The following is a 25,900-nucleotide window of genomic DNA, read 5'->3' on the forward strand; positions in this document are numbered from 1 at the left end:
AACCGTGACGCCGTCTTCCGGTTATGCGAGTGGCAGCTCCTTCTATGCGCGTTGCGCGTTTCAGCCGGAATACGCCCATTTGATCGACCCCTTGTTTTGGAAACGCTGTCACGGTATCATTGCAGCTGAATGCAGCGTGTTTTCTCGGTGCCGATTTGCCAATTTTTTGAACACGCACTTTTAAGAAAAGTGTATCCTCGCTCCATGGGATAGTCAATATTTTATTTCATGAATATATAATTTTTTTTCATTTATGAGAAGGATAATGGACTGGCATCGCTGAATAATTAAAAAATAAGGAAAAACGAAGCGTTCAGCAGACTTTTATCGGGGCGGCGTGCGAGGAATCTCGGTTGATACGCGAATAAAAAAAATAACTTTTCATTGTTATGAAAAGTTAAAGGTTTTTTCGCTCAATTTTGCCGGAACACTTTATTGCTAATCTCGCGGCAGGCTCTTTTGATCCAATAATGGGTATTCTCCCACACGTCATCCGTAATCCGGATAACCGGAATCGAGATGCTGACGGAGGCGACGACCATCCCCTCCATATCGTAAACGGGGCCGGCTACGCAGTGTACGCCTTCGACGGATTCGCCCAGATTGTAGGCGATTTCCTCTTGCCTGACCTTCTCGATTTCCGCTTTTAGCGCATCGAAGGTCGAGATCGTTTTGCTCGTATACGTTTGCAGCTTCTTTTTCGGATAAAGGGCGTGCAGCTCATCCTCCGATAAGCGGGAAAGCAATATTTTACCGGAAGCGGATGCATGCAGAGGCAGAACGGAGCCCATGTTGGTGGTGAAACGGAACGGCTGCGAGATTTGCTTCTCCGCGATGTAGACGACTTTGTCTTCACTGCGTACGCCAAGCAGCACTCCCTCGTTCAGGTCGTCGACGATTTTACCGGCAAGCTGGTAAAATTCCGCCGTCAAGCTGGTGCTCTTCCGGTGCTGGACGCGGATCTCGAACAGTTTGTTGCCGAGTCGGAACTGCTTGCCGGTATTGTCCGTTTCGAGGTAACCCCGGCTCAGCATATTTTGCAAAATCTGGTACGTGCTGCTGGAAGGCATGTTGAGCGCTTTGGATATTTCGGTCAAATTATAGGATTCCTTCTCTCCGGTAAACAGCTCGAATATATCCAGAACACGGTCCGCGGATTTCACTTTGGGCGATTGCTTTTCCATACATGACCCTTCCTTTGTAGGAGTGATTGTTCCTAACTTTGAAAATCATTATATCCAACTTCACATGGCGTGTCTATTGCAGGCAGTCCCCACCCTCTTGCATCGCCCGAACGGTCGCAACCAGCCAGTCCGCGACACTGCCGGCAATGACATCCAGATAGCGGCGACCGGCCTCCGCGGTAGCTTGATGAGGCGCATCGGTGAACCCGTCCGCGCCGGTCAGCTCGCCGTGCTTCCCGATAAACGAGCCGGCCGGGCCCGAATTGATCCATGGGCGCATCGTGTGGGAGCCGGCCAGCAGATCGGTCCGAACCAGCTCGGGCTTCAGCGCCATCACGGCAGCCGTTTCGAAGCCTCCGGCATGGCCCGGCACCATGCCGAGCGCGGAGGCGTCCGTCTCGTTCAAAGCGGCGCGCGACACGGTCCAGTACGAAGCTGAGGCGGTCCAAATCGGAAAACGCACGGCAAGGTCGTTGGCGGTTTGGGTCATGACCGGATCGTTGCCGCCATGGGCGTTCAGGAAGATGATTTTGCGGAAGCCGTCCGTAACCAGACTTTCTCCGATGTCCCGCAGCATCTGCAGGTAGGTGAACGACGTATACGAGAGGGTGCCGCCGAATGACAGATGATGCTGCGAGCAGCCTACCGTATGTACGGGCGTCATCAGGATCGGTACGGAGCCCGAAGCTTTGCGGACCGCTTCCGCTGCGATGTGCTCGCAAATCAAGCTGTCGGTGAATACCGGAAGATGGGGTCCGTGCTGCTCCGTAGCGGCGAGCGGAATGACGATTGCCGCCCCGTTGCGGGCCATTTCCGATATTTCCTCTCTCGTATGATAGTGCATGAAGATGGATTTCATTGTCGCCTTCCTCCTGTTATTCGGATATGTTACATGGCTGTTCTCTTTCTTAACAATGTACTACAAGAGTTAAAAATGTCCAGTACGAAATTGTAGGAGGGTTTTCATTCATGGCTATTCTCTTCATGATTTTGCGCAAGATGGCCAAGAACAAATGGCAGCAGCTCAGCTTGCTCAGCGGACTCGTCCTGTCCGTGGCTCTAGTCAGCAGCATTCCGATATACACCGACGCGATTTTGCAGCGCATGCTCGTTAAGGATCTGGAAAATTTGCAGAAGTCGACCGAAACCTATCCCGGCATTCACTACTCGAGTGTCTATTTAGGTGCGGCGACCTTCTGGGACACGGGAGCCTACAAGCCCGAAGAGCGACCGCAGGTCGTGAAGGACATTGACGATTTCATGCGGAACGAGGCCTCGCCAAGCTTCGGTCTCCCGGTAAATCTTCTTGTGAAGGAGCAGGCGACGGAAATTTACTCGTTTGTCCCGGCGGATACGGCCAAGATCGAATCGGGAACGAAGCGCGAAGCCAAGCTTGCGGCCAGATCCGGGCTTAACGATCACATTCGCTTGATCGACGGACGGCTCCCTGCGAGTCAGCCGGTTGACGGGGTCTACGAGGTGCTTGTCGTGGAAGAGGCGCTGCTGGACTTTAACATGGTGCTCGGAAACGTTTTCGTTATGGAAGATGAGGAGACGAAGACAAAGGTCGCGGTCCAGCCGGTCGGCGTCATCGGCAAAAAGGACGATGCGGATCCGTTCTGGTACGAGGACCCCGCGAATTACAGCAAAACGTTCTTTATCGATGACGGGCTGTTCGACAAGGACTTCGCCACCGGGAAGGTGCTCCCGCCGGTCAGCGCCAGCTGGCTGTTCGTGCTCGATTACGCCAAAACCGATTTGGAAGCCGCCCGGAGCTTCGTCCGAACGAGCGAACGCATCGATACGCTGCTCTACGACCGTTTCAACACCTACACCGTCGCTGCGCCCGCCAAGCAAACGGTCGAAGCCTACTTCAAACGCGAGGCGTCTCTGAAAAGAATACTGTGGTCGTTGCACGCGCCGGTCATGATCATGCTTGCCTTGTACCTGTACATGGTGGCGAACCTGATTACGGAGCAGCAAAAAACGGAGATTGCGGTGCTGCGCAGCCGGGGCGCCAGCCGCTCTCAGGTTCTGCTCGGCTATGTCGCCGAAGGCGTCCTGCTTGGCGCGCTCGCCTTTGCCGCAGGCCCTCCGGCCGGCATGTTCATTACGAAAATACTCGGCGCCTCGAACGGTTTTCTCGAGTTCGTGAACCGGTCGGCGCTGCCGGTTCACATGAACGCGGACGCCTACCGGTACGCCCTCTATGCGGTCGCCGGGTCCGTCTTCATGACGCTTATTCCCGCCTACTTCGCCGCGCGGGCGACGATTGTCAGCCAGAAGCAGCAGGCGGCCCGGCGTCAAAGCCAGTCGTTCTGGCACTTGTTTTTCCTGGATGTCGCGCTCGTTGCCGTGTCCTTCTACGGCCTTCGGCTATTCGGCAGACAGCGCGAGGATATGCTCCGGCTGGCTGCGGAAGCTTCCGATTTTTCCGTCGACCCGCTCCTGTTCCTCGTGCCCGCCTTGTTCATTCTCGGGATGGGACTGCTCGTGCTGCGGCTGTACCCGTGGTTCGTGCGCTTCGTCTATTGGCTGGGGAGAAAACGCTGGCCGCCTTCCCTGTACTCGACCCTGATTCAGGTAGGGAGATCGGGCACGCAGTACCAGTTCGTGATGATGTTCTTGATCATGACTACTGCAATGGGCCTATACAGTGCGAGCGCAGCCCGGACATTGAACAGCAATACGGAGCAAAAAATCATGTATCATAACGGAGCCGACATCATCCTAAAGCCGGATTGGCCCAACGATGCTCCGCTCGCGAATCGCGGCGGCCCTCCCGGCGGCGTCGCTCCCGATACCCCCGCTGCCCCTGACGAAGAAAGGGCGCCTAGGCGGATTCAATACGTCGAGCCTCCCTTCCAGCCGATCGCCGAGCTGCCCGGCTTGGAGAGCGCAGCCAAGGTTTTCGTCAAAAATGACGCGAGCTTCAGCTCCGGCAAGGAGCAGGGAAAAATCAAGCTGATGGGCATCGATAGCGACGAGTTCGGGCGAACGGCTTGGCTGCGCGACGGCCTGCTCGGCCATCATTTCTTCGATTACTTGAATTTAATCGCATCCGATCCGAGAGCGGTCTTGATTTCCCGCTCCATCGCCGATAAAGGCGTCAAAACCGGAGATACCGTTCAGATCGACTGGAACGGCGTCGAACCGAGGCCGTTCACCGTATACGGCATCATCGATTACTGGCCCGGCTTTAACCCGAGTCCGACGGCCGATCCCAACGGGAAGAAGCCGCAGACGCCGGCTTTAGTCGTGGGGCATCTTCAATATATGCAGAACGCCTTGGCGCTGGAGCCGTACGAAGTATGGATCAAGCTGAAGGAAGGCGCGGAACGTCAGCCTTTTTACGATGCGGTCACGGCCAAACGCATCAATCTGGTTTCCCTTACCGATACGAGGGAGGAGCTCGCGAACGCCAAGAACGATCCTTTTCAGCTGGCCGTTAACGGCGTTATGACGCTCGGATTCGTCATTTCGGCGGTCATATGTTTTTTCGGATTTTTATTATATTGGGTGCTTTCGCTATCCAGAAGGGTGCTGCAATTCGGGGTGCTGCGGGCGATGGGCGTCTCCTTCCCCCAACTGATCGGGATGCTGACGGCGGAGCAGCTGCTGACTTCCGGCGCCGCCGTCCTCATAGGCGGGGCGGTCGGAGCCGTGACGAGCCGGCTGTTCGTCACTCTTTTTCAAGTGTCCTTCGATCCGGCGAAGCAGGTGCCGCCGTTTCAAATCGTGTTCGATCCGAACGACTCCATGCAGCTTCTTCTGATCGTAACCGTCATGATTGCGTTCGGCCTGTTTATACTAGGCTGGCTGTTGTCCCGTATCAAAATCCATCAAGCGATCAAGCTAGGGGAGGATTAAGTCACGGTATCTTACCCGTAACGCTGTCGAATAAAAGGCAGCTGCCCGTCCAGTACTTTTTTCAAGTTCCTGACGGCAGCTGCCTTTTCATTTTTGGTCTAAACCGAGAAGCATGTATGCGTTGCGTAACGTTACGTGAGCTTGCGCTCGCGGATCTGAGCCATAACCGTCCGGTTCCTGCCTCCGCCCTTGGCCGCATACAACGCTTGATCGGCCAGATGAAACAAAGCTTCTCCCGTATCGGCATGTATCGGACAGTGCGCGACGCCCAGCGACAGCGTCACCTTCGTACCGACCGGATTGCCGCTCGCTTCCATCGTTTGGCGAATCCGTTCGGCAACGAAGAAGGCCTCCTTCGCCGATATATACGGAAGGAGGACGACAAACTCCTCTCCGCCGAACCGGCAGCATACGTCATGAGAACGGGTCGATTGCGTCACGATTCCCGCAAGATGCTTCAACACGTCGTCTCCGGCCTGATGGCCGAAAGTATCGTTGACGGATTTGAATTTGTCGATATCCATGACAATCATCGAGAAGGGCGTCTTTGCCTCCAGCCACAGATTCATCTTTAGCTCCATCGTCCTGCGGTTCATCAGTCCGGTCAGAGGATCCGTCATCGCCGCTTGGGTCAGCTGCGCCCTATCCCTCTTCATGTCGGCCAAAGCAAGCATGGTCGTTCGGGTCAGCAGATCGGCCTCCCGGTTCCAATGGTTCTTGGCGGCCGGAAGCTCGCTATCCTCTTCTCCGATCTGACTGATAAGATTCGTCAAAGCGACGAAAGGACGGGCTAATTTACGCGCCAGCCATACGGCCGTCAGCATGAGCAGCAAGAAGGGCGCCAGCGTGTACAGCAGCATCGCCTTAATATGCCGGTTCAACTGCTCGTATACGACGCTGATCGGCGAAACGACGACGACTCCCCAGTTGTTCGCCGGAACGATCGAGTAACCGGCAAGCAAAGCGACCCCTCTTGTATTGACCACCGCCTGCTGCCCGCTCTGACCCTTCAGCAGCTTCTGAACGACAGCATTCGCGTTCACATCCTCGCCAAGCCTGCTTCTGTCCGGATGAAACAACAGATGGCCGTCCGATCCGACGACGTAATAATAGGAACCCAGCTCGTCGATACGGTTGCTGCCGAAAATCATCGTTAAAATATTGTTCTCCTGCAAATAAAGGGTACCGCCGATAATGCCGCGATAGACTCCTTCTTTATCGAATAACGGCTCGCTCATGAATACGATGAGCCTGCCCGTTGAAGAGGTATAAGGCTTGGATAAATACGGCTTTTTCGACTCCAGCGCTTCCTTGGAGGCGTCTGTCGTGATCGGCTTGCCGACCGTGCCGGCGCCCTGAGGCGAGAAGCTCCGGAATATGCCGTTTTCGTCAACCACGACGATGGAGTTGAAATAATTGCTGCTGTGGCGCATCAGCTCCAGCTGTGCGTACCTTTCCTCTTCGCTCATTGCGAGATTGCCCGAGTACATGCCGGCGGTATATTGCAAACTGCTCCTCATCGATGAAAACAAGGAATCCATCGTTTGGCTCATTTTCGTAGCGTTGGAGAAATTCAAGGTTAGCGTCGTATCGAATATCGCCCTCTTCTTGGACTGGTAGGAGGCAATAAGCAAGATCGTCAAGGTAAGCAGGACGGAGAGGGCAACGAGCCCTGACAGCAGCGTGGCCAGACTGATTTTGTTATGATGAATGGTTCTTCTTCCGCGCAGTATGGGCATCGCACCGCCCCCTTATCCATTTCGATACCCGTTGTATTCGACAAAATTCTACAATTCCCTCCCTTCGGTGGCGACGGTTTTGTGGGATTTACTGGCGCAAGCATGGAAGCGTCGCTCGGGAAGCATTCGAGAAATGCCAAAAAAGCCCGCAGGGGGCTTCGGCATGCTTGGCGTTAGCCATAATGAGGACAACGAGGTCAATACTTCGGCATAATGACAGGCAGCCTCCTGCCTGCGGACCTGCGATGTCTCCCGATTTTCTCGTCTCCAACGGCGACCAGACGAACGGCAAGGAACAAGACTGGCTGCTCACGACGACGCTCCTGCGCAGGAATTGCCTCTTTTCCGGTAGCAAACCTTCTAGAAAAAGGAGATATTCCCTCCAGCGTATTTGAACGGACGTACATGTTGCAGAAACTACAACAATTTCGGTTGTTTCTTAATGAACCTCCTTCGTTTGTTGTAGAAAATGCAGCATTTCAACCCCAAAACACCTTTCTTGCCCCTTTTATTGAGATTTTGTTGCAAAATCTGCAACACTTGGTCGCCGACCTCCCTTTTAAGCCTCAAAATGTTGTATAAAGTACAACCGCCCGCTTTGACGTTTTTCATTGAGCCCCAGGCGATACGCGTTTAGGAAATCTCCCGGTTTTTCCCCTTTTTCGCCTGCGACTGTGGCTGTGGCTCGTTCTCCTCCCTTTCATCAAGCCCCTCGCGCCCCGCCCCCAACCGGTCTTTCATTATCTCCCCCCCCCCTTTTTCAACGCCATACTTGCCGGTATCGTCCTTTTTCGAGTTCAGCCGAACGTTGGCACAGCAAATGAAGGAGTATCTCAAACATTGTCGAAATAGTAATAAGATGGATGATCCCTTTTGCCGTTTTCTATAATCATTAGCTTGAAGTGGTGGGATGAAATGATTCGGGCATTACTCATAGATGATGAAAAACTTGCTCTTCTGCAATTGGAGAAATTGCTGAAGGACCTTACGGCCATTACCGTCGCCGCAGCTTTCACCGATCCCGTCAAGGCCGTTCAGGCGGCGGCGGAGCTGAAGCCCGACGTTATTTTTCTCGATATCGACATGCCGGAACTTTCGGGGATGCAGGCGGCGGAAATGCTTCACAGCGTATGCCCTGCTGCGGATCTCGTTTTCGTTACGGCTTATAATGCGTTTGCGACGGAAGCCTTCGAGCTGAATGCGCTGGACTATGTCCTGAAGCCGGTTCAACGCGACAGACTCGTGAAAACCGCCCGCCGCTTGGAGCAAAAATGGGCGCAGCCCGCCACTAAAACGCCGCAGACGAACAACCTGTTCATTCGCTGCTTCCAAACGCTTCGTTTCGAACGAAAAGATGCGGCGCCGGAACCGATCCGATGGCGGACAACCAAAACGCAGGAGCTCTTCGCCTATCTGCTTCATCAACAAAATCAACTGGTTCATAAGGATGTGCTGATTGAGGCGCTCTGGCCGGAGTATGTTTACGATAAGGCGGCAACACTCCTGTATACGACCATCTACCAACTGCGCAAAAGCTTGAAGCAAGCCGACATTAACGTAAGCATCAATAATGCAAGCGGAGGTACCGGGTATACGCTCGATTTGCTGGAGGCAGCCGTCGATACGGTCGAATGGGAGCGAAGCATTAAGGAATTGCTCCCACTCCAGTCGGACAGCTGCGAGGAACATCAGCGTTTGGTCGACCTTTATTCCGGCGACTATTTCGGCGACTGCGATTATGCGTGGGCGGAGAACGAGCGGCAGCGCTTGCGGGCGATGTGGCTTCAGCTCGCCAAGCAAGTGGCGGCATTTTATGAGGACAACGGCAGGTTTGCGGAAGCGATATCGCTGTACCAGCGCATTTTGCAAGTTCAGCCTTATTATGAAGAAGGCCACTGGATGCTCATGAAAATGTACGACAGTCTGGGTGAGCGCGCCGCCGTAGAAGGACAGTTCAAGAACGCCCAACATTTGCTGGTGCAGGAGCTCGGCATAGGGATGCCGGAGACCATCGAAAGCTGGTACGAGCAATGGAAGCTTCACAACATGAGGCAGCCGTAAGCCCTGGGGCGATGGCGCAGCGAGTAAGACAGACGGCAAGATGATCATATGGCGCGGACCGCGTCTAGCCTATGTCTTGCTTTTCCGCTTACGGGCGGCGAGGATCGATCGCCGCCCGAAAAGGACCTTCTTTCCCCACAAAAAAAAGAGACCTTTACGGTCTCTTTTTCATTAAATAGCCTACAAGCGGACAACCGCTCCCGGATCGATCTTGAGCGACTCGTCATTCACTCCGATCCACACCGGGATGGCGGAAGGATTATGGACGATCGTACACCGGGCGGAGAAACGCAGCCGCTCGACAGCCTGCATATAGGCTGCGATTTCGGCATTGGTCGCATACCAGATGTCGTCCCTGTTGCCCGCAAGCTGTCCGAACTGATCCACGATGTCCCAGTTTCCGTCGTTCTCGAACTCGTAGCTGTGCCCCCATACGTAAAGCATGGACATCTTAGGGTATTTGGGTTTATGGGAAATAAACTTCTCCCCGTACTCGAGCATCTGCTTATGATGGCATGTCGGGTTCCACGTCAAGAAACGGCTGGGCATATCGAACGTCCCGGTGCTGTTAACCGTCCGCGCATACTCGATTCCAAGCGCAGGGAGCATCGAAACGACGCGCTCATTGTACGTGCCGAATGGGTAGCTCATCCCTTTCACCGGGTAGCCGACCAGCTGCTCCAGCATACTCCGGTCCTCCGCCAGCTCCGTAATGATCCGTTCGGAAGGCGTCTGCTCCAGAAAAGGATGATTCACCGTATGGGCGGACACCTCGTGTCCCTCGAACAACGAGGCTGTTTCCTCTGCCGTTATGAAACCTTCCCGGCCGAGCGTGCCTGAATTCAGATGAAACGTCCCCTTCAGTCCGTACTTGTTAAAAGCCTGCACGAGTCTACGGTCATGCACCCGTCCGTCATCAAAGCTTAGCGTAAGCGTCTTAAACCTTCCACCGGGAAAACGGTCAAAACGAATTTGCATCCTGCTCCACTCCTTACACTCCCTTATTTTCGCGCGCAAAGCTGCCGGTCCCGCCGTATCCGGTTACCCCGGCTGATAGTTAAGCTTGATGATATTGCCGTTGGGATCCCATACCGTAAACACGGTGCCGCATCCTCCGCGGTCCGCAATTTCCCCGACCTCTACTCCATTCGTCCGGAGTCTGTTCCAAACGTCCTCTGCCGGTTCGCCGATCTCCATGATGAGAAAAGGCTTGGGCTCCCCCTTTAGCGTAAAACCCAATCTTTCGTTCCCGTCGGTTTGCTGAAGCATGATCGGTACGCCGCCAGAAGGATAAATGAATATTTCCGTCGACGTTTCCCAGATCGAAGGCGGATTTTTGCGCAGATCGATAAAGAAGCCAAGCTGCCCGACATAAAATTCAATCGATCGCTTCATATCGGACACAGGCAGTTCGATCACCATCATGCTTTTCACTCGCGCAGCCTCGCGGCTGACCGGCAGTTGCTCCATATCGATTCCCGTTTGTTCCGGCAAAAGGACCCTCCCTTTCCTTACCTTCTATCACCTATATAATTACAATTTTCGGAGGAGGTCAAGAAAATTATTTCTCGCCAACCAAGCGCCGGCTCCGCCAAGCGCCCCGACCCAAGCAAAAAGCCACCGACAAGTTGTCGATGGCTGTGCCTCACAGGTAGACCGGCTTATAACGCTTGAATAATCGGCCAGCTTAACTCGATTCCGTTCAAGGAAAGATAGGCTTGGAATTCCGCGAGCTTCGCGTCATCGTTACGCACCTGTGCCGGTTCAAATCCTTTGTGCAGGCAAAATGCCGCCAAATAACCGGCTGATTCTCCGATGTTCCATTCTACCGGGTGCAGCCGGTAGCAGCCGTTCGTAAGGTGCGTGACCCCGATATTTTTGCAGGCGGGCAGAAGGTTTCTCACGCGGACCGGAATCATGCTGCCCATCGGAATCTGAAACGGATGACACGAGTTGTAAAAACCCGCTCTTCCTCCCGACGTCGGATGCAAATCCATCCGGTAGCTGCCGATCCCGACCGAATCCGCGAACGGCTCCGCTTTGTCCCGTACCGCGGGGCTTAGATGCTGCTCCAGCACGGTAAACTCCGCTTGAATCCGCCGCGACTCGCGAATGTACGGCGCCATGGCCATCCCATCCTCCGTTCCGACGACGTCCTTCCGCAGCCGTAAACCGGGGTATCCCGCTCCGCCGTCCGGTCTCGGAGCTTCCGTTTGCAGCCAGTACAATAGCGAAAAGCTTAGCTGCTTGGCCGCTTCCAGATGACGCTGCCGCTCTTCTTCGCCGACGTCGATGATCGGTCCGAGCCAATAATCGTTTTGCGGCCAATTGACGAGGGTAACGTCGCTATCGAATGCCCCCGGTTCGAACAACTCCTTATCGATAACCCGGCGATACTCCCAGAGCGAAAAGTAATTTGGACGTTTAAACAGCGAATAGCCTTCGACAGGACTATGCTTCGGGGCCGACCAGCTGAGATGATGGCCCGGCCAAAAATCGGCTTTGTACTGCCGCCAGAAGGTATAGTCCCGCGGCTTGTCGATCGTGAAGTCTTCTCCTTGCTTATAGTCCAGCGCGAAGCAATACGTAAAGGATTGCATATCGAGCGGTTCCGGATCGCCCGGTAGTGCGTTCGGCTCGCCGGTTTGACGCTGCGATTCGGCGCCTGTCACATATTCGACGCCGGCGAGAGGCAGCAGATCGCCGCACTCCGTAGCATCCAGAAAATAGGGTGCGCGCAGAACGGTGCAGTCGCCCGTTTGCGTGTTTCGCACCGTCACGGAAACGACCTTATCGCCATCCGTTTCGGCCTTAACCGGCACGCATCTGTTCATGATGGCAAGACGTCCGCTAAACGCATAGGGCGCCAGCATATCCTGAAATACGGCTAACGCCGCCCGCGGCTCCACACACAGTTTGCTGACTATGGCGTTGCCGGGATTGAACCGCTCATTCGCCGCGGCTTCCGTTCGCAGCTGAAAATTGCGTTTATAGTAGGCGCGAAGCGATTGGCGAAAATTCCGGTAGCTTGACGTGCAGCCGAACTGTTCAATCCAACTGTGCTCGTCGGGAGGCACCGCCTGGCTGGTGAATTGCCCCCCGATCCAGTCGGTTTCCTCGGTCATCACGACCGTTTTTCCCATTTTGGCGGCTGCCATTGCGGCTGCGCATCCGCCTGTGCCGCCCCCGATAATGACAACGTCGCAGGTCTGTTCACGCATGGTTAGTCAACTCTCCATCAGTAGGTAATTTTCCGGTGGGTGTACTGCGCGACTATCTTCCTGTTATGCTCGTCGCCCCCGTCCACGTTGGCGCTTATATACACGGGAGGCGTACGGTCCGCCTGTACGAAGCGGCCGATGATCTCGACGGTCAACGACTGAGCGATCATCGCGCCGGCAACGCTGGAAGCCGAGCCCGTTTTTTCCTGCACATTAGGAATGTCCAAAATAACGTCCCCGTACGGACAACAGTTATCGATCACGACGTCCGCAACCTCATACAGCTTCTTCCCGCTCGGGTGCCGGCTGTCCGTATGCCGCGAGTGCGCAAGCGACGTGACCGCTATGACTGGAATACCGCGTCTCCGGCATTCGACCGCCAGCTCCACGGAGGAACCGTTTCGTCCCGAATTGGAAACGATGATGAAGGCATCCTCCGGCTGTACGTCATGCAGAGCGAGCAGGCGGTGCGCCGTTTGAGGATCGCGCTCCAGCTCGATTAAATTAATGCCCCGCTCGCCCCCTAGCGAAGCGATGTCCTCCAGCCCGACCAGCTTCATCGGCACAAGTCCTCCGGCGCGGCCGCACATTTCCATCCCGAACGCACGCGAATGCCCGGCTCCGAACACATGAATGATACCGCCTTGCAGAAGCTTTTCGCTAAGCTGTCCCGCTGCCGTTACGATCAGTTCCATTTGCGTCTCTCTTACCTCTTTGACGATCGACATAATTTCATCGAATACCTTTTTTGCTCCGAAAGTCATGGAATGCCCTCCTATACAAAATGTAATCTATCATTTCCGCATGGCTAGATTTGCCGGCGGCGAATCAATAGAGCTTGTCGAGTATCGAATCCGTCGTTTTCCAGAGCTTCTTTTTGGATTCCGCCGTTTGCTCCGTCAGATGAAGGGTCAGCATAACGGTCAGCAGCTCGATGACATACAGAATCGACGCTTTGCTTTTGAAGCTCTCCACAATGTTCGACATGCCCCGCTGGGCGCAGACAAGACGTATATCGGACACCTCGGTGATCGGCGACTTCCCTTGCGCCGTAATGCAGACTGACGTCGCTCCGGTTGCCCGGGCGGCACGAATGGCCGTGACGATATCCTTCGTACTGCCTTGCTGTGAAATGCCGATGACCGCGTCGCGTTCGTCAAGATGCGCGGCGGATATGGATTGCAGATGGACGTCGACGTGAGCGTCGGCCACGAGCCCGATGCCTATCAGCTTGATCTTGAGAAGCTGCGCCATCGGCCCCGACTCCCCCAGACCGAATATGACGATTCTACGGGCTGAAGCGAGTCTCTTCACCGCTTGATCAAGCGCCTCCTGATCGATGTTCGCAGAAGCGTCTACAATGCTGTTCGCTGCCGTTTGCGCCATTTTCTTCGAAAGGCTTCCCTCACCCTGATCCTCGCTTGCGGGATTCGTCCTCTCCGTATCCTGAGCGAGCCGAATCTTCAATTCCTGAAAGCCCCTAAGCCCGATCGTACGGCAAAAACGCGTCACGGTAGACTGCGCAATAGCCAATTCCTCGGCGACCTGCGTGACGGAATTGTAGATGATTTGCTCGGGCGAATTCAGCACGTAGTCGGCAATTCGTTTCTCCGTTGCGCTTAAGCTCCCATAGGCGCTTTGGATTTGAGTAAATAAGGTGGAGCCTTCCGCTGTGAAGTCGGCTTCTTTATTCCGCTTGTCGTTCATCGTTTACCTTCCCGTCATTGTGAATAATTTGACTTCAGTATACGTGTGCCGATTCGCATTTGCAAGAAAATATTTTCGATTTATATTTATAGAATAAATATTTTATCGATATCGCTGGAGTGGCGTCCCCCATACAAAATAGACCGCCGAGCACTAAATCTCCGGCAGCCTTGTTGGTATTGCTATCGTTTTTTGTGTGCTCCCGACTCGATTCGCGGCAAGAGACGTTTGCGGGGCTTGACTATCAGATGCTCAATAAACGGCTCGATATAGCGGGAGTAATCGGGTGCCCTGACACCATGCCGCTATGGCCGAGCTCCTTTGGACCGGGACCTGCGAATTCGCTGTCGGCGCCTTCGATCTGCATCCCGTTCGGCATAAGCGTCACGATAGCATACAAAGGATCCCGGTAAGGAACGACATATTTCAGATTGGGATGCGCATTCGAGATTGCTTCCGAATATCGCACGCAAGCGTACGAATCGCCTAGCCATTGGTTGGATATGCTGTTCACTTCCACATAATGGATTCCATCGACCGTCGTTACGTTGTCGACATGGTTATGCCCGTTCATGCAAGCCGCAACCTTGCCAAACCCGGCTTCCTCATTTGCTGCTGTCAATAGATTATGCATATCGGTCCGATTGACAATGCCGTCCTCCTCGTTTAGCAAGCCTTGGTGGCTGAAAATGATCGTTTGCTTCTCCGTAGCCGACAAGTCCCGGCGCAGCCAGTCGAGCTGCTCGTCCGTTACGAACGGAATCGATTGCGGAACGGCATAATACGGACTGTAATTCCCGCGTTCGAAAGCAAGCATTCGCCCATCCTCCGCCCTGAAAAAGTTCGCGTCCAGCACGACAAAATGATAATCTCCCGCATCGAAGGAATAGTAGTTGCGTTCCATCCCGATGAATGCCATGAAGGCTTCCCTCGTGCTTATATCCGTGTCGTGATTGCCGATCACATGATATTTGGGACCGGTGAAGCCGTTCCAAATACGCAAAATCGTCTCGTTCTCGGGCTTAGGGAGGCAAAGATCGCCGAGTTGGATAATAAAATCGACCCGCTCGCGCTCCATCCTTTCAATAAAGGCTTGAAGTCTTTCCGGTGCGTCATGCATGATATCCTGATGCAGGTCGGCAAATATGCCGAAACGAAGCGGTTTTCCGGTTCGGTTAGTCATCTTCTATCCCTCCGTCAACTAAACTCCAATCACTCGCACGGAATCTCTCGGTATCAGCCTGGTTCACCAAGAAAATAACAAGGAAAACCACATAATAAAAGCATCCCCTTGCATTTTATCACACGAAATTGCAAATTAAAACGCAAACCATCGAGGAAAACCGTTAGCGGTTTCCTCGATGGTTTGCGCATTGAATCGAACAGTATTCGTTGTATTTACTTCGCCTGAATGTAACCTTCCGCTTTCAGCAGCTCGGCGATCAGAACGGCACCGCCAGCCGCTCCGCGCAGCGTATTGTGCGACAGCCCCACGAATTTATAATCGTAAATGGAATCCTCGCGCAATCTGCCCGCCGAAACCCCCATGCCGCGCTCAATGTCGCGATCCAGTTTCGTTTGCGGCCTGTTCTCTTCTTCAAAATACGTGATGAACTGCTTTGGCGCGCTTGGCAGACCGAGCTCCTGCGGACGTCCTTTGAATTGCAGCCAGCGAGCGAGAATTTCCTCTTTGGAAGGCTTGTTCTCGAACGAAACGAATACCGTAGCCAGATGCCCATCCGTTACCGGAACGCGAATGCACTGCGTTGTAATCAAAGGCGCGCTTGCTTTAATAATTTCGCCGTTTGCAATGCTGCCCCATATGCGCAGCGGCTCCTGCTCGCTCTTTTCTTCCTCGCCGCCAATATAAGGGATCACATTATCCAGCATATCGGGCCAGTCGGTAAAGTTTTTGCCCGCTCCGGAAATCGCCTGATACGTCGATGCTACCACTTGGGTCGGTTTGTAATCGAGCAGGGCATGAAGTGCCGGCACATAGCTCTGGATGGAACAGTTCGGCTTTACGGCAATAAATCCGGTGGAGGTTCCGAGCCGCTTTCTCTGAGCGGCAATCACTTCGATATGGCCCGGATTGATTTCCGGAATGACCATCGGGATGTCGGGCGTCCAGCGGTGAGCCGAATTATTGGAAATAACGGGCGTGCCCGTTTTGGCGTATGCCTCTTCCAACGCTTGAATCTCATTCTTTTTCATGTCAACCGCACAAAAAATAAAATCGACATGTGCGGCAACCTCTTCCACTTTCGAAGCATCCTGAACGACGATATTTTTCACATCTTCAGGAATCGGGCTAGCCAACTTCCATCTGCCTTGCACGGATTCTTCATAAGTTTTACCTGCCGATCCTGCACTGGCTGCAATGGCCGTTACCTGAAACCAAGGGTGCTGATCCAGGAGCTGAACAAACCGCTGGCCTACCATGCCCGTTCCACCGACAATACCGGCCTTCAATTTTTTTGTCATACGATGATCAAATCCTTTCAAAATGGTAGTTTGGATAAGTCGTACAATATTTTGATTTTGTGCGCCGCGTTTTCCTTTTGCAGCAATAAAAAAAATCCCACCCCCAAGACCGATGTCTTGAGGACGAGATTTGTATGCTCGTGGTACCACCCCAGATTCGCTAAAATGTCGCCATATTAGCCTCTTCAAGTACGGCATTACAAGGGAATGCTTATACTCTAGCTCTGTAACAGGAGCTCCTGTCACACCATCCCCCAAGGTTCCGATGTGCTGCTCGGAGTCTTTTTTCAATAAAGGGTTCTTTACTCCTTTCCAGCTAACGGAGCTCTCTGTGAAAGAATCCTTTTATTTACTCGTCTCTTCATCGCATTTGAATATTGCAAATATATTATCAAAAAACGACCGTGCGGTAAAGAACATTTTTGAAACATGCGGACTTGGCACCGATTTGCAGTTGCGTATTGCACCAAAATACCAGTCCGTCACAACTAACGCACGGCACTTCACATGTGTTACGACGGTAGCGTTAATCCAACGGTTGACTGACCAGCATCTGGTAAAGGCCTTTCTCCGCCATTAGCTGCTCATGGGTCCCCGACTCTGCAATAACCCCTTGATCCAGTACGAGAATACTGTCCGCATGCCGGACGGTGCTCAGTCGATGCGCGATGATGAGGGTCGTTCGATCTTTGAGTATCGTACTCATATTCCGTTGAATCGTCTTCTCGGATTCATTGTCGAGCGCGCTCGTCGCTTCGTCGAATATCAGAATGCGCGGATTGCCGATTAGCGCCCGCGCAATGGCGATCCGTTGGCGCTGTCCTCCGGATAAGCTCGCACCCCGCTCTCCGACTTGCGTATCGTAGCCATTCGGAAATGTCATAATGAATTCATGCGCTCCCGCAAGCATGGATGCGGCCATCACCTCATCCATCGAAGCACCCGGAATTTGATAAGCAATATTTTCACGAATCGTTCCGCTAAAAAGTCCCGCTTCCTGCTGTACGACTCCGATTTGCTTGCGGAGCGAAGCGGCCTGCACCTGCTTCAGGTCGTGCCCGTCGATGCGAACCGTCCCGCTGCACTAAAAGCCATCAGTTCCCCTACGCTCAGCTTCTCCCCGATTATATATTGAGCCCCTGTATACAGAACGGTTACACCGCTTAAGGTTTGCAGCACCGTGGCGACGGAACCGGAGAAGAGGCCGATTTTCCAACCCTTCATTTGTACGAAAGTCGATTGACGGAACTTGCCCTCCACTTTCTTCCTTACCTCGTCCTCGGCTGCGAGAGCTTTCACCGTGCGCATGGAGCCCATGGCTTCCACCAACACGTTCTGCAAGTCGACATCCGCTTGGAATTGCTTCCTGCTGTTGCGTTTCATAAGCGGAGTCACAATTAGCGTCAGCGCAATGAAGCATGGAATGAACGCCAGCGCGATCCAGGCCAGCGTAACGTTATAGGCAAACATTATGCCTATGTATACGACAATCGTCATCACATTCAGCACGGCATTCATACTGTTCGTTACGAGAAAATGGCGGATGACTTGATTTTCCCCGGCGCGCGTCAAGATGTCACCCACTTTCCGCGTGGCGAAGTAGCGCATGGGCAAGCGAAACACATGCCGATAAAAACTCATGATCATGTCGATGTCAATTTTCACGAATGTACCCGCTATGACCCATTCCCTGATCGATTGAACGAGCATGGTAAGCAACGAGACGCCCAGCATGACGATCAGCATAACGTTCAGGTCATCGTAATTCCCGCCGACAAGCACCCTGTCGATCACCTGCTGCGTAAACAGCGGCAGCGCCAGGTTAATGACCTGTAATAGAACGGTCAGCCAAACGATATGGAACAGAGCCTGCTTGCGGGAGGCAAAAAACGCCCAGTAGCGCCCGAATGAAGGCATGGACTCTTCTTGCGCGAAGAAAGCATCGACAGGCTTCAGAAACACCGCGTTCAGCGTCCATCCTTTCAGAAAATCGTCATGCGAATACGTGAGTAAACCGATACCCGGGTCAGCCACGGTCACATAGCGTTCGTCCACTTTTACGACCACGACATAATGATTGCCTTTCCAATGGGCAATAGCGGGCAGCGTCTGCTCGTTCAGCCCCTTCAAGCTGCTGCGGACCGCCTCCGCTTGAAAGCCGATCGATTCCGCGGTTTTGCAGAGATTGAATAGCGTGCTTCCTTCCAAGCCTACTTGTGCCTGTTCTCTGAGCCTATGGATGCTCAACCGCTTGCCGTAATGCTGCGCGATCATAGAGAGGCAGGTTGGGCCGCAGTCCAACTCGCTTTGCTGAATGCGCTCCGGAAACCGGTTCCATATGCGCCAAGTCCGCAGGCCGCCGTCTCGCTGCCGCTTCTGTTGCCCGGCATCTTCCGCCATGCTTTCGGCAGCGTAACCTGCGCTATCCTCTGCGCTAACGTTCGTTTTCGTATTCCGAGGCGCATCCGCATTTTGTAAATAAACGGAAGCAATACCGATAATCGTTTCTCTGACTTTCGGAAATTTCATGATTAACTTGTCAAAATCGTTCTTGACCAGACAGAACACGGAAACCGCTTCGTCAGCTACAACACTGGCCTTTCGAGGATCCCCGGTCAACAGCGCCAGTTCCCCGAAAAAATCCCCTGCCTTTACCTCATTCAGCTTCCGGTTTCCTTTGCTTTCCTTAAGTACGGAAGCCTTACCGGAGCGAAGGATATAGAAAGCGTCTCCTGCCTCTCCTTCACTGACAATCGCTTGGCCGGGGGCATATTCTTTTATTATCATATTATCAAGCAAGGAGCGCAGCTCCTGATGATGCAGCGGGGCGAACAGCGCCGTTCGCTTCAAAAATTTGCGCATCGCATCATCGGCCAATTGCTCAAGCAAGTACCCCCTCAACTCGGGGTGTGCGTCGATCATTTGCATAAACGCGGTTCTGGACAATCTTAGCAGCTCTAGCTTTGTCGACGCCCTCAACGTATGTTCCTGCAATTCTTCATTCAGCAGCGCTTCCTGTCCGAAATGCGAGCCTGATTCCATTACACCTAAGTTAAGCTCCTTGCCATCCCTATCCTTGCCGATCATTCGCACTTTGCCTGTCAAAATGAGATAGAACGAATCTCCTCTTTCCCCTGCCTGAATAATGGTGTCTCCCATTTGGAAAGAAAGCTTCTCAAAGGAGGCAAATACCTCCCCTTTCTCCTGTGGCGACAGCACTTGAAAAATAGGGATCGTATCCAAAATCCTATCATGCAAATCCAGCATTCCCGTGCCTCCCGAACGATCAGCCTAATCCCCCGCCAAATAGTCCCCTAGGTTAACATCGACCTGCGATTTTTTTACAGCTTCGTCCAGCCACTCTTCAAATAGGAGATCGGCAAGCTTGATCCGAACCTCCGCGGTCAGTACGGCCGGAGACACTTCCCAAACATGAAGCAACCGATAGGAAGTACCGAACGGAAATGGCCCCACTGTTTGTCCGGCTTCCGAACCGAAAACGGACGCTTCCTCTTCACCGCTTAATTCCGCTCGACCGACCCACCCGACGTACCCGCCGTCATACTTGCTGCTGCCTTTCAAACAATAGGATTGCGCCAGCTTGTAGAGCGGCTCGCCCTCCTCTAGCTGAAAAAGAAGCTCTTGTGCCTGCTCCCTGCTGCCGATAACCAATTGAGATACGTTAGCTTTATCGAAGGAAAGCCGGTTTTCCAGAAAATAAGTATCCATACGACCTTGCGATACGATATGCTTCACCTTCTCCGTCAGCAGACGAGCTTTGGCCGTCTCGAACAGATCGGAGGTCGACAATCCTCGCCTACGAAGCCACTCCAAAGTTTCGGCCGCGCTGTATAACCCCATATGCTGCCGCATCTCATTGGCTTTCGCTTTCCACTCCAGTTCATCGATCGATATCTTGTGCTGTTCCGCGAATTCCAGTGTGACGGCTCTTCGAATGCTATCCTCAACAGCGCTAAAACCGCCCTCCATACACGCAAACTTGAGTACTTCACGCAGACGCCGTTCCGCACCGTTTACGCTAAACGTTACAAGTTTCATAGCATCCATATTAAGCCACCCCTTCACGTTGAAACGTAAAAAACCTAACTGTCGTTAGGTTTTTTACGTTTCAACAATCTCTTTTACAAGAATCCATCCATCACTTGTTTCCGAGTTTGTCTCTGAGTTCTTTCGGGACAAAACTAGGAATTGTTCCTGACCCCTTACTTGGTGTTGGGAGCATTAGGGTTGGAATTGGGTCTGAGGTTTTAAGTGTTGTTGGGGTGCCGGAAGCAAAAGGATTTGTTGGTCGTGGGGCGGGATTGACTGGAATATGTATTTCTGGCGGTTTTGTAAAATCTGGCATTTTGCCAAATTGGCCTGCAGCGAAAATGCCCTCTCCACCGGTTGTTTCTTTCATTTCCTGCTCCGTCAACGGCTTCTCCAAATCCTCAAGTTCAAAATCTTTCGATGTTTTATCATTGGACATTGCTAATTCCTCCCCTTCATTGGCACAACAGCATCAACAAAACCAATCGAAATCGGATAATAAGAATGATGAGTTCAGCATGATTGCTATAAACTAAGCTTAGTTCAGCCCAATAAAAGAATAATGAAAGATTTTGCCGATAACTATCAAGAAACCGCGTAACATCAAGCCTTCGCGGTTTTTATAAAATGACGTTTTTTTTGCCGGTACACATTTTACTGAGCCCGGTTCAGATTTCCTCGGCCTTGCCGATGAAGCTCTTTATATTCCGCTGGCGAAAGACCTGTCATTTTTTTGAAAGCCTTGCTGAATGAATGGACGGATTGGAGCATGCACACCTCCTGCTACAGCAGATAACATTTCTTTAGCCACCACCGGCAGCAGCCATTGCTCCTTGGTGGTCTATATGAGCATCTTTACCTAGTGGATTTCTTGATGGATACAAAGTTGAAATGTGAAATGGGTTGTGTTACAATGCAACTAATTAATTTAGGGGAGATGATGAGGATAATGTAATATTTCTTGCTTATTTTATCGAATGATAAAACAATAACTGTTTTATTCTTTGTTAAGCAAGAAAGTTACTTATTCTCTTCACTCAAATAAAATAACAATATCCAATCCATTAATTGGGTTGGGTTTAAGTATTTGTTTATTTGAGCTACAAGAAAGGTAACTTTCTTGTAGCTCTTTATTTTTTTTATGGAGGATTTTGACAATGTCTTTAATCAATGTGACCAACCTAACTTTTGCTTATGACGGTAGCTACGACAACATCTTCGAAAACGTTAGCTTTCAAATTAATACGGATTGGAAAATAGGTTTTACTGGAAGGAACGGTCGAGGCAAAACAACATTTCTGAACCTGCTGCTTGGTAAATATGATTACAGCGGAACCATTACAGCAAATGTCAGCTTTGAATACTTCCCCTTCCATGTTGCACACAAGGAATTTAATACCCTAGACATTATCGACGAAATTTATCCCGACTATGAGCATTGGCAGATCGTACGCGAGCTTTCGTTGCTGAAGGTGTCAGAGGATGTGTTGTATCGGCCGTTTGAAACCTTGTCAAACGGGGAGCAAACGAAAGTATTACTCGCAACCTTGTTTTTAAAGGAAAACAGCTTCCTGCTTATCGACGAACCAACTAATCACTTGGACATTCACGCACGGAAGCTGGTCAGCGATTATCTAAAAACCAAGCATGGATTTATTTTGATTTCACACGATCGCGCATTTCTAGATAATTGTGTGGACCACATTCTTTCGATAAACAAAACTCATATTGAGGTCCAGAAAGGTAATTTCTCGGACTGGTGGGAGAATAAACAAAGGCAGGATAACTATGAACTAGCCGAGAACGACAAGCTGCGAAAAGACATTAAACGACTATCCGAAGCCTCAAAGAGAACGAGTAACTGGTCGCACGAAGTAGAGAAAACAAAAAACGGCACTCGCAATTCCGGTTCGAAAGTCGATAAAGGGTATATCGGACACAAGGCCGCCAAAATGATGAAACGATCCAAATCGATTGAACAGAGACAGCAATCCGCGATTGAGGAAAATTCCAAACTCCTGAGAAACATCGAAAGCTCGGAAAGTCTGAAAATCACTCAACTTGCTTATACCAAAAAGCAAATGGTGGAATTAGAGCATGTTTCGATCTATTACGGAGAACACACTGTATGCAACGACGTAACCTTTACTGTTGAACAAGGAGAACGTGTTACACTTGCGGGTCCAAACGGTTCGGGAAAATCAAGTATTCTCAAACTAATTCTTGGCGAGGATATCCCTTTTACAGGAACATTTCGCAAAGGTAGTCAATTAAAAATTTCATACGTATCACAAGATACCTCACATCTACAGGGCAACTTATCAGATTATGCGAACCAGAACGAGATCGATGAGAGCTTGTTCAAAGCGATTTTAAGAAAACTCGATTTTTCGCGCATACAATTTGAAAAAGATATGTCTTCATTCAGCGGCGGACAGAAGAAGAAGGTACTGATCGCAAAAAGCTTATGCGAGAAGGCACATCTCCATGTATGGGACGAACCGTTAAACTTTATTGACGTCATTTCCCGTATGCAAATTGAAGAACTATTGCTGGAACATTCTCCGACAATACTTTTTGTAGAGCACGATAGTGAATTTTGTAAAAATATCGCCACCAAAATCGTCGAACTGTAATGTAACTTTTGCTTATATAAATTAGGAGGTTGAAATAAATGTTTGAAGTTGTAAATGTTCATGTGAACCGTTCATTGTCCGTTGGCACGGTTCACGATCAAACTAAACGGATGCCGGAGCATTTTCCATCTATTGATAGATGCACGTAGCGACTCTAGCTACAAGCTTCGTGGGTTTTAATTTAGTTGGTTAATGTAGATTTTAAGCACCTTTTATTGGTGCTTAAGGCATTTTCTCCGGCTCAAGAGGAGAAAAAAAACATGAAATCAACTTCGAAATACGAAATGATTCAACACATATTGTCTGAATTGAAACAACCCGCATATCGGTTCCAACAAATTGCGGATGCGATCTTCAAGCAAAGAATTGGTGAATATGACAGAATGAACATACTACCCAAGGGTATAAGAAACGAATTAATGAAGAACCTTGGCGAACGCGTTTTGAACTTAACCCCTGTCATGCAAAAGACATCCAGTCAAGTGAATAAAGTGCTTTTTTCCATTGAGGGCGGTGAACACATAGAAGCAGTTCAACTAAGCTATGAGCGCGGCTGGAAATCATACTGCATTTCCAGCCAGTGCGGATGCGGATATGGTTGCCGCTTCTGTGCTACAGGTACAATCGGACTGAAACGAAATCTAACCGCTGATGAAATTACCGATCAGCTGTTATACTTTCATTTAAATGGTCAAGCCTTGGATAGTGTTTCGTTTATGGGCATGGGAGAGGCGCTAGCCAATCCTAATATCTTCGAAACGCTTACGATTCTAACAGATCCACGAACCTTTGGCTTGGGGCATCGAAGAATTACCGTTTCCACCATCGGAATTTTGCCGGGCATCGATCGTCTGGCAAAGGAATTTCCACAGGTTAACCTGACCTTTTCACTCCATTCTCCGTTCGACGAACAGCGGAGCGAGCTAATGCCTATTAACAATCGGTTTTCGCTTAATGATGTGTTGAACAAGTTGGATCAGCATATTCGTGATACAGGTAGAAAAGTTTATATTGCGTATATATTACTTCGAGGAGAAAACGATTCAAATGAGCATGCGGAAGCCATCGCTACTTTGTTAAAGCACAGAGGTTTTTGGGAACATTTATATCACGTCAATTTGATCCCCTACAATTCAACCGACGTGACGCCTGAAAGCTTTCATCAATCAGACAAAGAACGGGTTCAAAAGTTTGTCACTATCTTAAAGTCAAAGGGAATCAAAGTCACTGTGCGAACTCAATTCGGAACGGACATTGATGCAGCATGCGGTCAGCTATACGGACACAACAAGTAAAATATAAAATTCAGAAAAGGAGAATGAATTTTGTCTCATAAAAATATTACAATCACCCATGTTCAATTCCATGCAAAGACAGGTATTTGGTGATTTTTGCATGGAATACCATCATCACCAATCATGCTGGCTTTGCTACTTGAGATATTTCATTTATACAAGGAGTGAGTCTACATGAGATATATCAACGCTAATGAAATTCTCCCAATAGAGTTGATTGAAAAATTGCAAGATTTTGTACAAGGTGAATACATCTACATTCCCGCAATAAAAGATCAACATAAAAATTGGGGAGAATTATCCGGTTTTCGTGAAGAGATTGATAGGCGAAATAGTGAAATTATACAAGCATATTGCTATCAGAAGAATAATTTATAACAAATAAAAAACGCTGAACTGTGATCCTTATTGTGGATTAATTAAAAACACTACGCTTTCAGAAGATGATCCCTGTACTCGCACGGGATCATCTTTTTAATGTCCACTGATGTTATACCAAACATTACAGAGCCGTGTTGTATATAGTTTATGTCATTTCTATCTGTTACTTTTATAACTAATGTCTCCGATGGATCCGCTCGCAAACATTTTGCGTCCCGTAATAACCGCTCGACGCGATACTCGCGCATATACCCATACCCGCCGAATATTTGCACCGTTTTTGACGGCGACGGCTGCCGCCGCGTTGACGGAAAATGTACAACAATTTTTCGTTTTGGCATCGATCCAAGCGCATATTGATGCACTTCTTGCAACATCCCTCATTAAACTAGGATTTTATACCATAATCATTGTGCAAGGTACAACAATTCTCGTTTTACCGGCATTTCCCCCTGCCTTTATGCCGGCACCAACCCCCGGCTCGCGGGGCCGACCCTTATACAATCGACCGGAACTCGGCTATGTCCAGACCGAAAATAAATTTTTGCACCACCTTGGCGACGCCGTCCTCGTTGTTGGACGCCGTAACGGCATCAGCGATCGCCTTGACCTGATCCTCGGCGTTGCCCATCGCTACACCAAGCCCGGCCGCCCGCAGCATCGAAATATCGTTCTCGCTATCGCCGACTGCCAAGACCTGCGCCATCTCGACGCCGAGCAGCCGGCAAACCTCCCGTACGCCGCTTTCCTTCGTGATCCCCTTGACGGAGATCTCCACATTGACCGGAGCGGAAGCGGTAATCTCCAGCTCGCCCCAGCCGAGCAGCTCCTCACGGATACGCGCCACTACCCCCAGATCGTCATGTTTGATGCCGAATTTCATCCAATCCGTTTCGAACAGATCTTCGCTCCAATTGCCCTGGCCGGACAGACACTCCACGGAATAGCCCCAGAAATGCGCATCCTCCCGGACAGCCAGCTCATGCAGCCGGCGTACCGTTTCGCGGGGCAAATAGGTGCGGGCCATCAACCGGTTCGGCCCTTCCCAAATCTCCGCTCCGTTCAACAGGACCATAGGCGAATCGAGCTCCAGCTCCTCCCAATATGAGCTTGCGGTCTGCACCCCCCGGCCTGTGGAGAACATCACGGTTACCCCATGGTCCACAGCTTTCCGGAGCCACTTCTTCGTTTCTTCCGTCACCTGCTTATCGTCGGTAAGCAGCGTACCGTCCATATCCAAAGCCAGCAATTTATATTCAGACATTCCCTCGA

The 25,900-nt window shown here is 51.2% G+C and carries 20 protein-coding genes, 1 pseudogene and 1 other annotated feature; of the genes and pseudogenes, 5 read left to right on the forward strand and 16 right to left on the reverse strand.

The window, feature by feature from the left end:
* Nucleotides 1-413: 413 nt before the first annotated feature.
* A complete protein-coding gene (locus tag ACKGJP_RS28885; RefSeq protein ID WP_409342228.1) occupies nt 414-1,184 on the reverse strand; it encodes an IclR family transcriptional regulator in 771 nt (256 codons plus the stop codon).
* Nucleotides 1,185-1,257: 73 nt separating this feature from the next.
* A complete protein-coding gene (locus tag ACKGJP_RS28890) occupies nt 1,258-2,043 on the reverse strand; it encodes a creatininase family protein (RefSeq protein ID WP_409342229.1) in 786 nt (261 codons plus the stop codon).
* 110 nt (nt 2,044-2,153) lie between these two features.
* Between ACKGJP_RS28890 and ACKGJP_RS28895 the strand changes: the two genes are divergently transcribed.
* Nucleotides 2,154-5,054: an ABC transporter permease gene (locus ACKGJP_RS28895; RefSeq protein ID WP_409342230.1), complete on the forward strand. Its 2,901-nt coding sequence runs from the start codon at nt 2,154-2,156 to the stop codon at nt 5,052-5,054.
* Nucleotides 5,055-5,185: 131 nt separating this feature from the next.
* Here ACKGJP_RS28895 and ACKGJP_RS28900 read toward each other — a convergent pair whose 3' ends face one another.
* On the reverse strand, nt 5,186-6,793 hold the full coding sequence (locus ACKGJP_RS28900) for a diguanylate cyclase (RefSeq protein ID WP_409342231.1): 1,608 nt from the start codon (nt 6,791-6,793) through the stop codon (nt 5,186-5,188).
* A gap of 915 nt (nt 6,794-7,708) precedes the next feature.
* Between ACKGJP_RS28900 and ACKGJP_RS28905 the strand changes: the two genes are divergently transcribed.
* The gene (locus ACKGJP_RS28905; protein WP_409342232.1) at nt 7,709-8,854 is read left to right on the forward strand and encodes a response regulator; all 1,146 of its coding nucleotides are present in this window, start codon (nt 7,709-7,711) and stop codon (nt 8,852-8,854) included.
* Between the two features lie 180 nt (nt 8,855-9,034).
* On the opposite strand, the gene ACKGJP_RS28910 is transcribed toward ACKGJP_RS28905, so the two are convergent.
* The 11 genes from ACKGJP_RS28910 to ACKGJP_RS28960 form a co-directional block, all read right to left on the reverse strand.
* Complete coding sequence (locus ACKGJP_RS28910; RefSeq protein WP_409342233.1) at nt 9,035-9,832, reverse strand: polysaccharide deacetylase family protein; 798 nt, start codon at nt 9,830-9,832, stop codon at nt 9,035-9,037.
* A gap of 63 nt (nt 9,833-9,895) precedes the next feature.
* Nucleotides 9,896-10,348 carry a VOC family protein gene (locus ACKGJP_RS28915; RefSeq protein ID WP_409342234.1) on the reverse strand — a complete coding sequence of 151 codons (453 nt, stop codon included), beginning with the start codon at nt 10,346-10,348 and terminating at the stop codon, nt 9,896-9,898.
* Between the two features lie 167 nt (nt 10,349-10,515).
* Nucleotides 10,516-12,075, reverse strand: a complete 1,560-nt coding sequence (locus ACKGJP_RS28920) for an FAD-dependent oxidoreductase (protein WP_409342235.1) — start codon at nt 12,073-12,075, stop codon at nt 10,516-10,518.
* Between the two features lie 17 nt (nt 12,076-12,092).
* Nucleotides 12,093-12,839: a sugar isomerase domain-containing protein gene (locus tag ACKGJP_RS28925; protein WP_409342236.1), complete on the reverse strand. Its 747-nt coding sequence runs from the start codon at nt 12,837-12,839 to the stop codon at nt 12,093-12,095.
* A gap of 64 nt (nt 12,840-12,903) precedes the next feature.
* The gene (locus ACKGJP_RS28930; protein WP_409342237.1) at nt 12,904-13,782 is read right to left on the reverse strand and encodes a MurR/RpiR family transcriptional regulator; all 879 of its coding nucleotides are present in this window, start codon (nt 13,780-13,782) and stop codon (nt 12,904-12,906) included.
* A 244-nt stretch (nt 13,783-14,026) separates the two neighbouring features.
* Nucleotides 14,027-14,965: a metallophosphoesterase family protein gene (locus ACKGJP_RS28935; RefSeq protein ID WP_409342238.1), complete on the reverse strand. Its 939-nt coding sequence runs from the start codon at nt 14,963-14,965 to the stop codon at nt 14,027-14,029.
* 215 nt (nt 14,966-15,180) lie between these two features.
* A complete protein-coding gene (gene asd / locus ACKGJP_RS28940) occupies nt 15,181-16,266 on the reverse strand; it encodes an aspartate-semialdehyde dehydrogenase (RefSeq protein WP_409342239.1) in 1,086 nt (361 codons plus the stop codon).
* 116 nt (nt 16,267-16,382) lie between these two features.
* Nucleotides 16,383-16,640, reverse strand: a binding site (T-box leader).
* A gap of 152 nt (nt 16,641-16,792) precedes the next feature.
* Nucleotides 16,793-17,308, reverse strand: a complete 516-nt coding sequence (locus tag ACKGJP_RS28945) for an ABC transporter ATP-binding protein (RefSeq protein ID WP_409342240.1) — start codon at nt 17,306-17,308, stop codon at nt 16,793-16,795.
* A 5-nt stretch (nt 17,309-17,313) separates the two neighbouring features.
* Entirely contained in the window at nt 17,314-19,533 is a 2,220-nt protein-coding gene (locus ACKGJP_RS28950; RefSeq protein WP_409342241.1) for a peptidase domain-containing ABC transporter, read from the reverse strand.
* A 24-nt stretch (nt 19,534-19,557) separates the two neighbouring features.
* Nucleotides 19,558-20,334, reverse strand: a complete 777-nt coding sequence (locus tag ACKGJP_RS28955; RefSeq protein WP_409342242.1) for a peptidylprolyl isomerase — start codon at nt 20,332-20,334, stop codon at nt 19,558-19,560.
* Nucleotides 20,335-20,425: 91 nt separating this feature from the next.
* On the reverse strand, nt 20,426-20,755 hold the full coding sequence (locus ACKGJP_RS28960) for a hypothetical protein (RefSeq protein WP_409342243.1): 330 nt from the start codon (nt 20,753-20,755) through the stop codon (nt 20,426-20,428).
* A 718-nt stretch (nt 20,756-21,473) separates the two neighbouring features.
* Between ACKGJP_RS28960 and ACKGJP_RS28965 the strand changes: the two genes are divergently transcribed.
* The 3 genes from ACKGJP_RS28965 (at nt 21,474) to ACKGJP_RS28975 (ending at nt 24,625) form a co-directional block, all read left to right on the forward strand.
* Entirely contained in the window at nt 21,474-22,952 is a 1,479-nt protein-coding gene (locus tag ACKGJP_RS28965) for an Lsa family ABC-F type ribosomal protection protein (protein ID WP_409342244.1), read from the forward strand.
* A 260-nt stretch (nt 22,953-23,212) separates the two neighbouring features.
* Entirely contained in the window at nt 23,213-24,247 is a 1,035-nt protein-coding gene (locus ACKGJP_RS28970) for a Cfr family 23S rRNA (adenine(2503)-C(8))-methyltransferase (protein WP_409342245.1), read from the forward strand.
* Nucleotides 24,248-24,421: 174 nt separating this feature from the next.
* Nucleotides 24,422-24,625: a CD3324 family protein gene (locus tag ACKGJP_RS28975; protein WP_409342246.1), complete on the forward strand. Its 204-nt coding sequence runs from the start codon at nt 24,422-24,424 to the stop codon at nt 24,623-24,625.
* Between the two features lie 203 nt (nt 24,626-24,828).
* Here the strand turns inward: ACKGJP_RS28975 and ACKGJP_RS28980 are convergent.
* A pseudogene (locus ACKGJP_RS28980) lies at nt 24,829-24,900 on the reverse strand (acyl-CoA dehydrogenase family protein); the annotation flags it as partial.
* A gap of 224 nt (nt 24,901-25,124) precedes the next feature.
* A complete protein-coding gene (locus tag ACKGJP_RS28985; RefSeq protein WP_409342247.1) occupies nt 25,125-25,892 on the reverse strand; it encodes a Cof-type HAD-IIB family hydrolase in 768 nt (255 codons plus the stop codon).
* Nucleotides 25,893-25,900 lie beyond the last annotated feature (8 nt).

The organism is Paenibacillus litoralis (assembly GCF_046244365.1).
GTDB lineage: Bacteria > Bacillota > Bacilli > Paenibacillales > NBRC-103111 > Paenibacillus_V.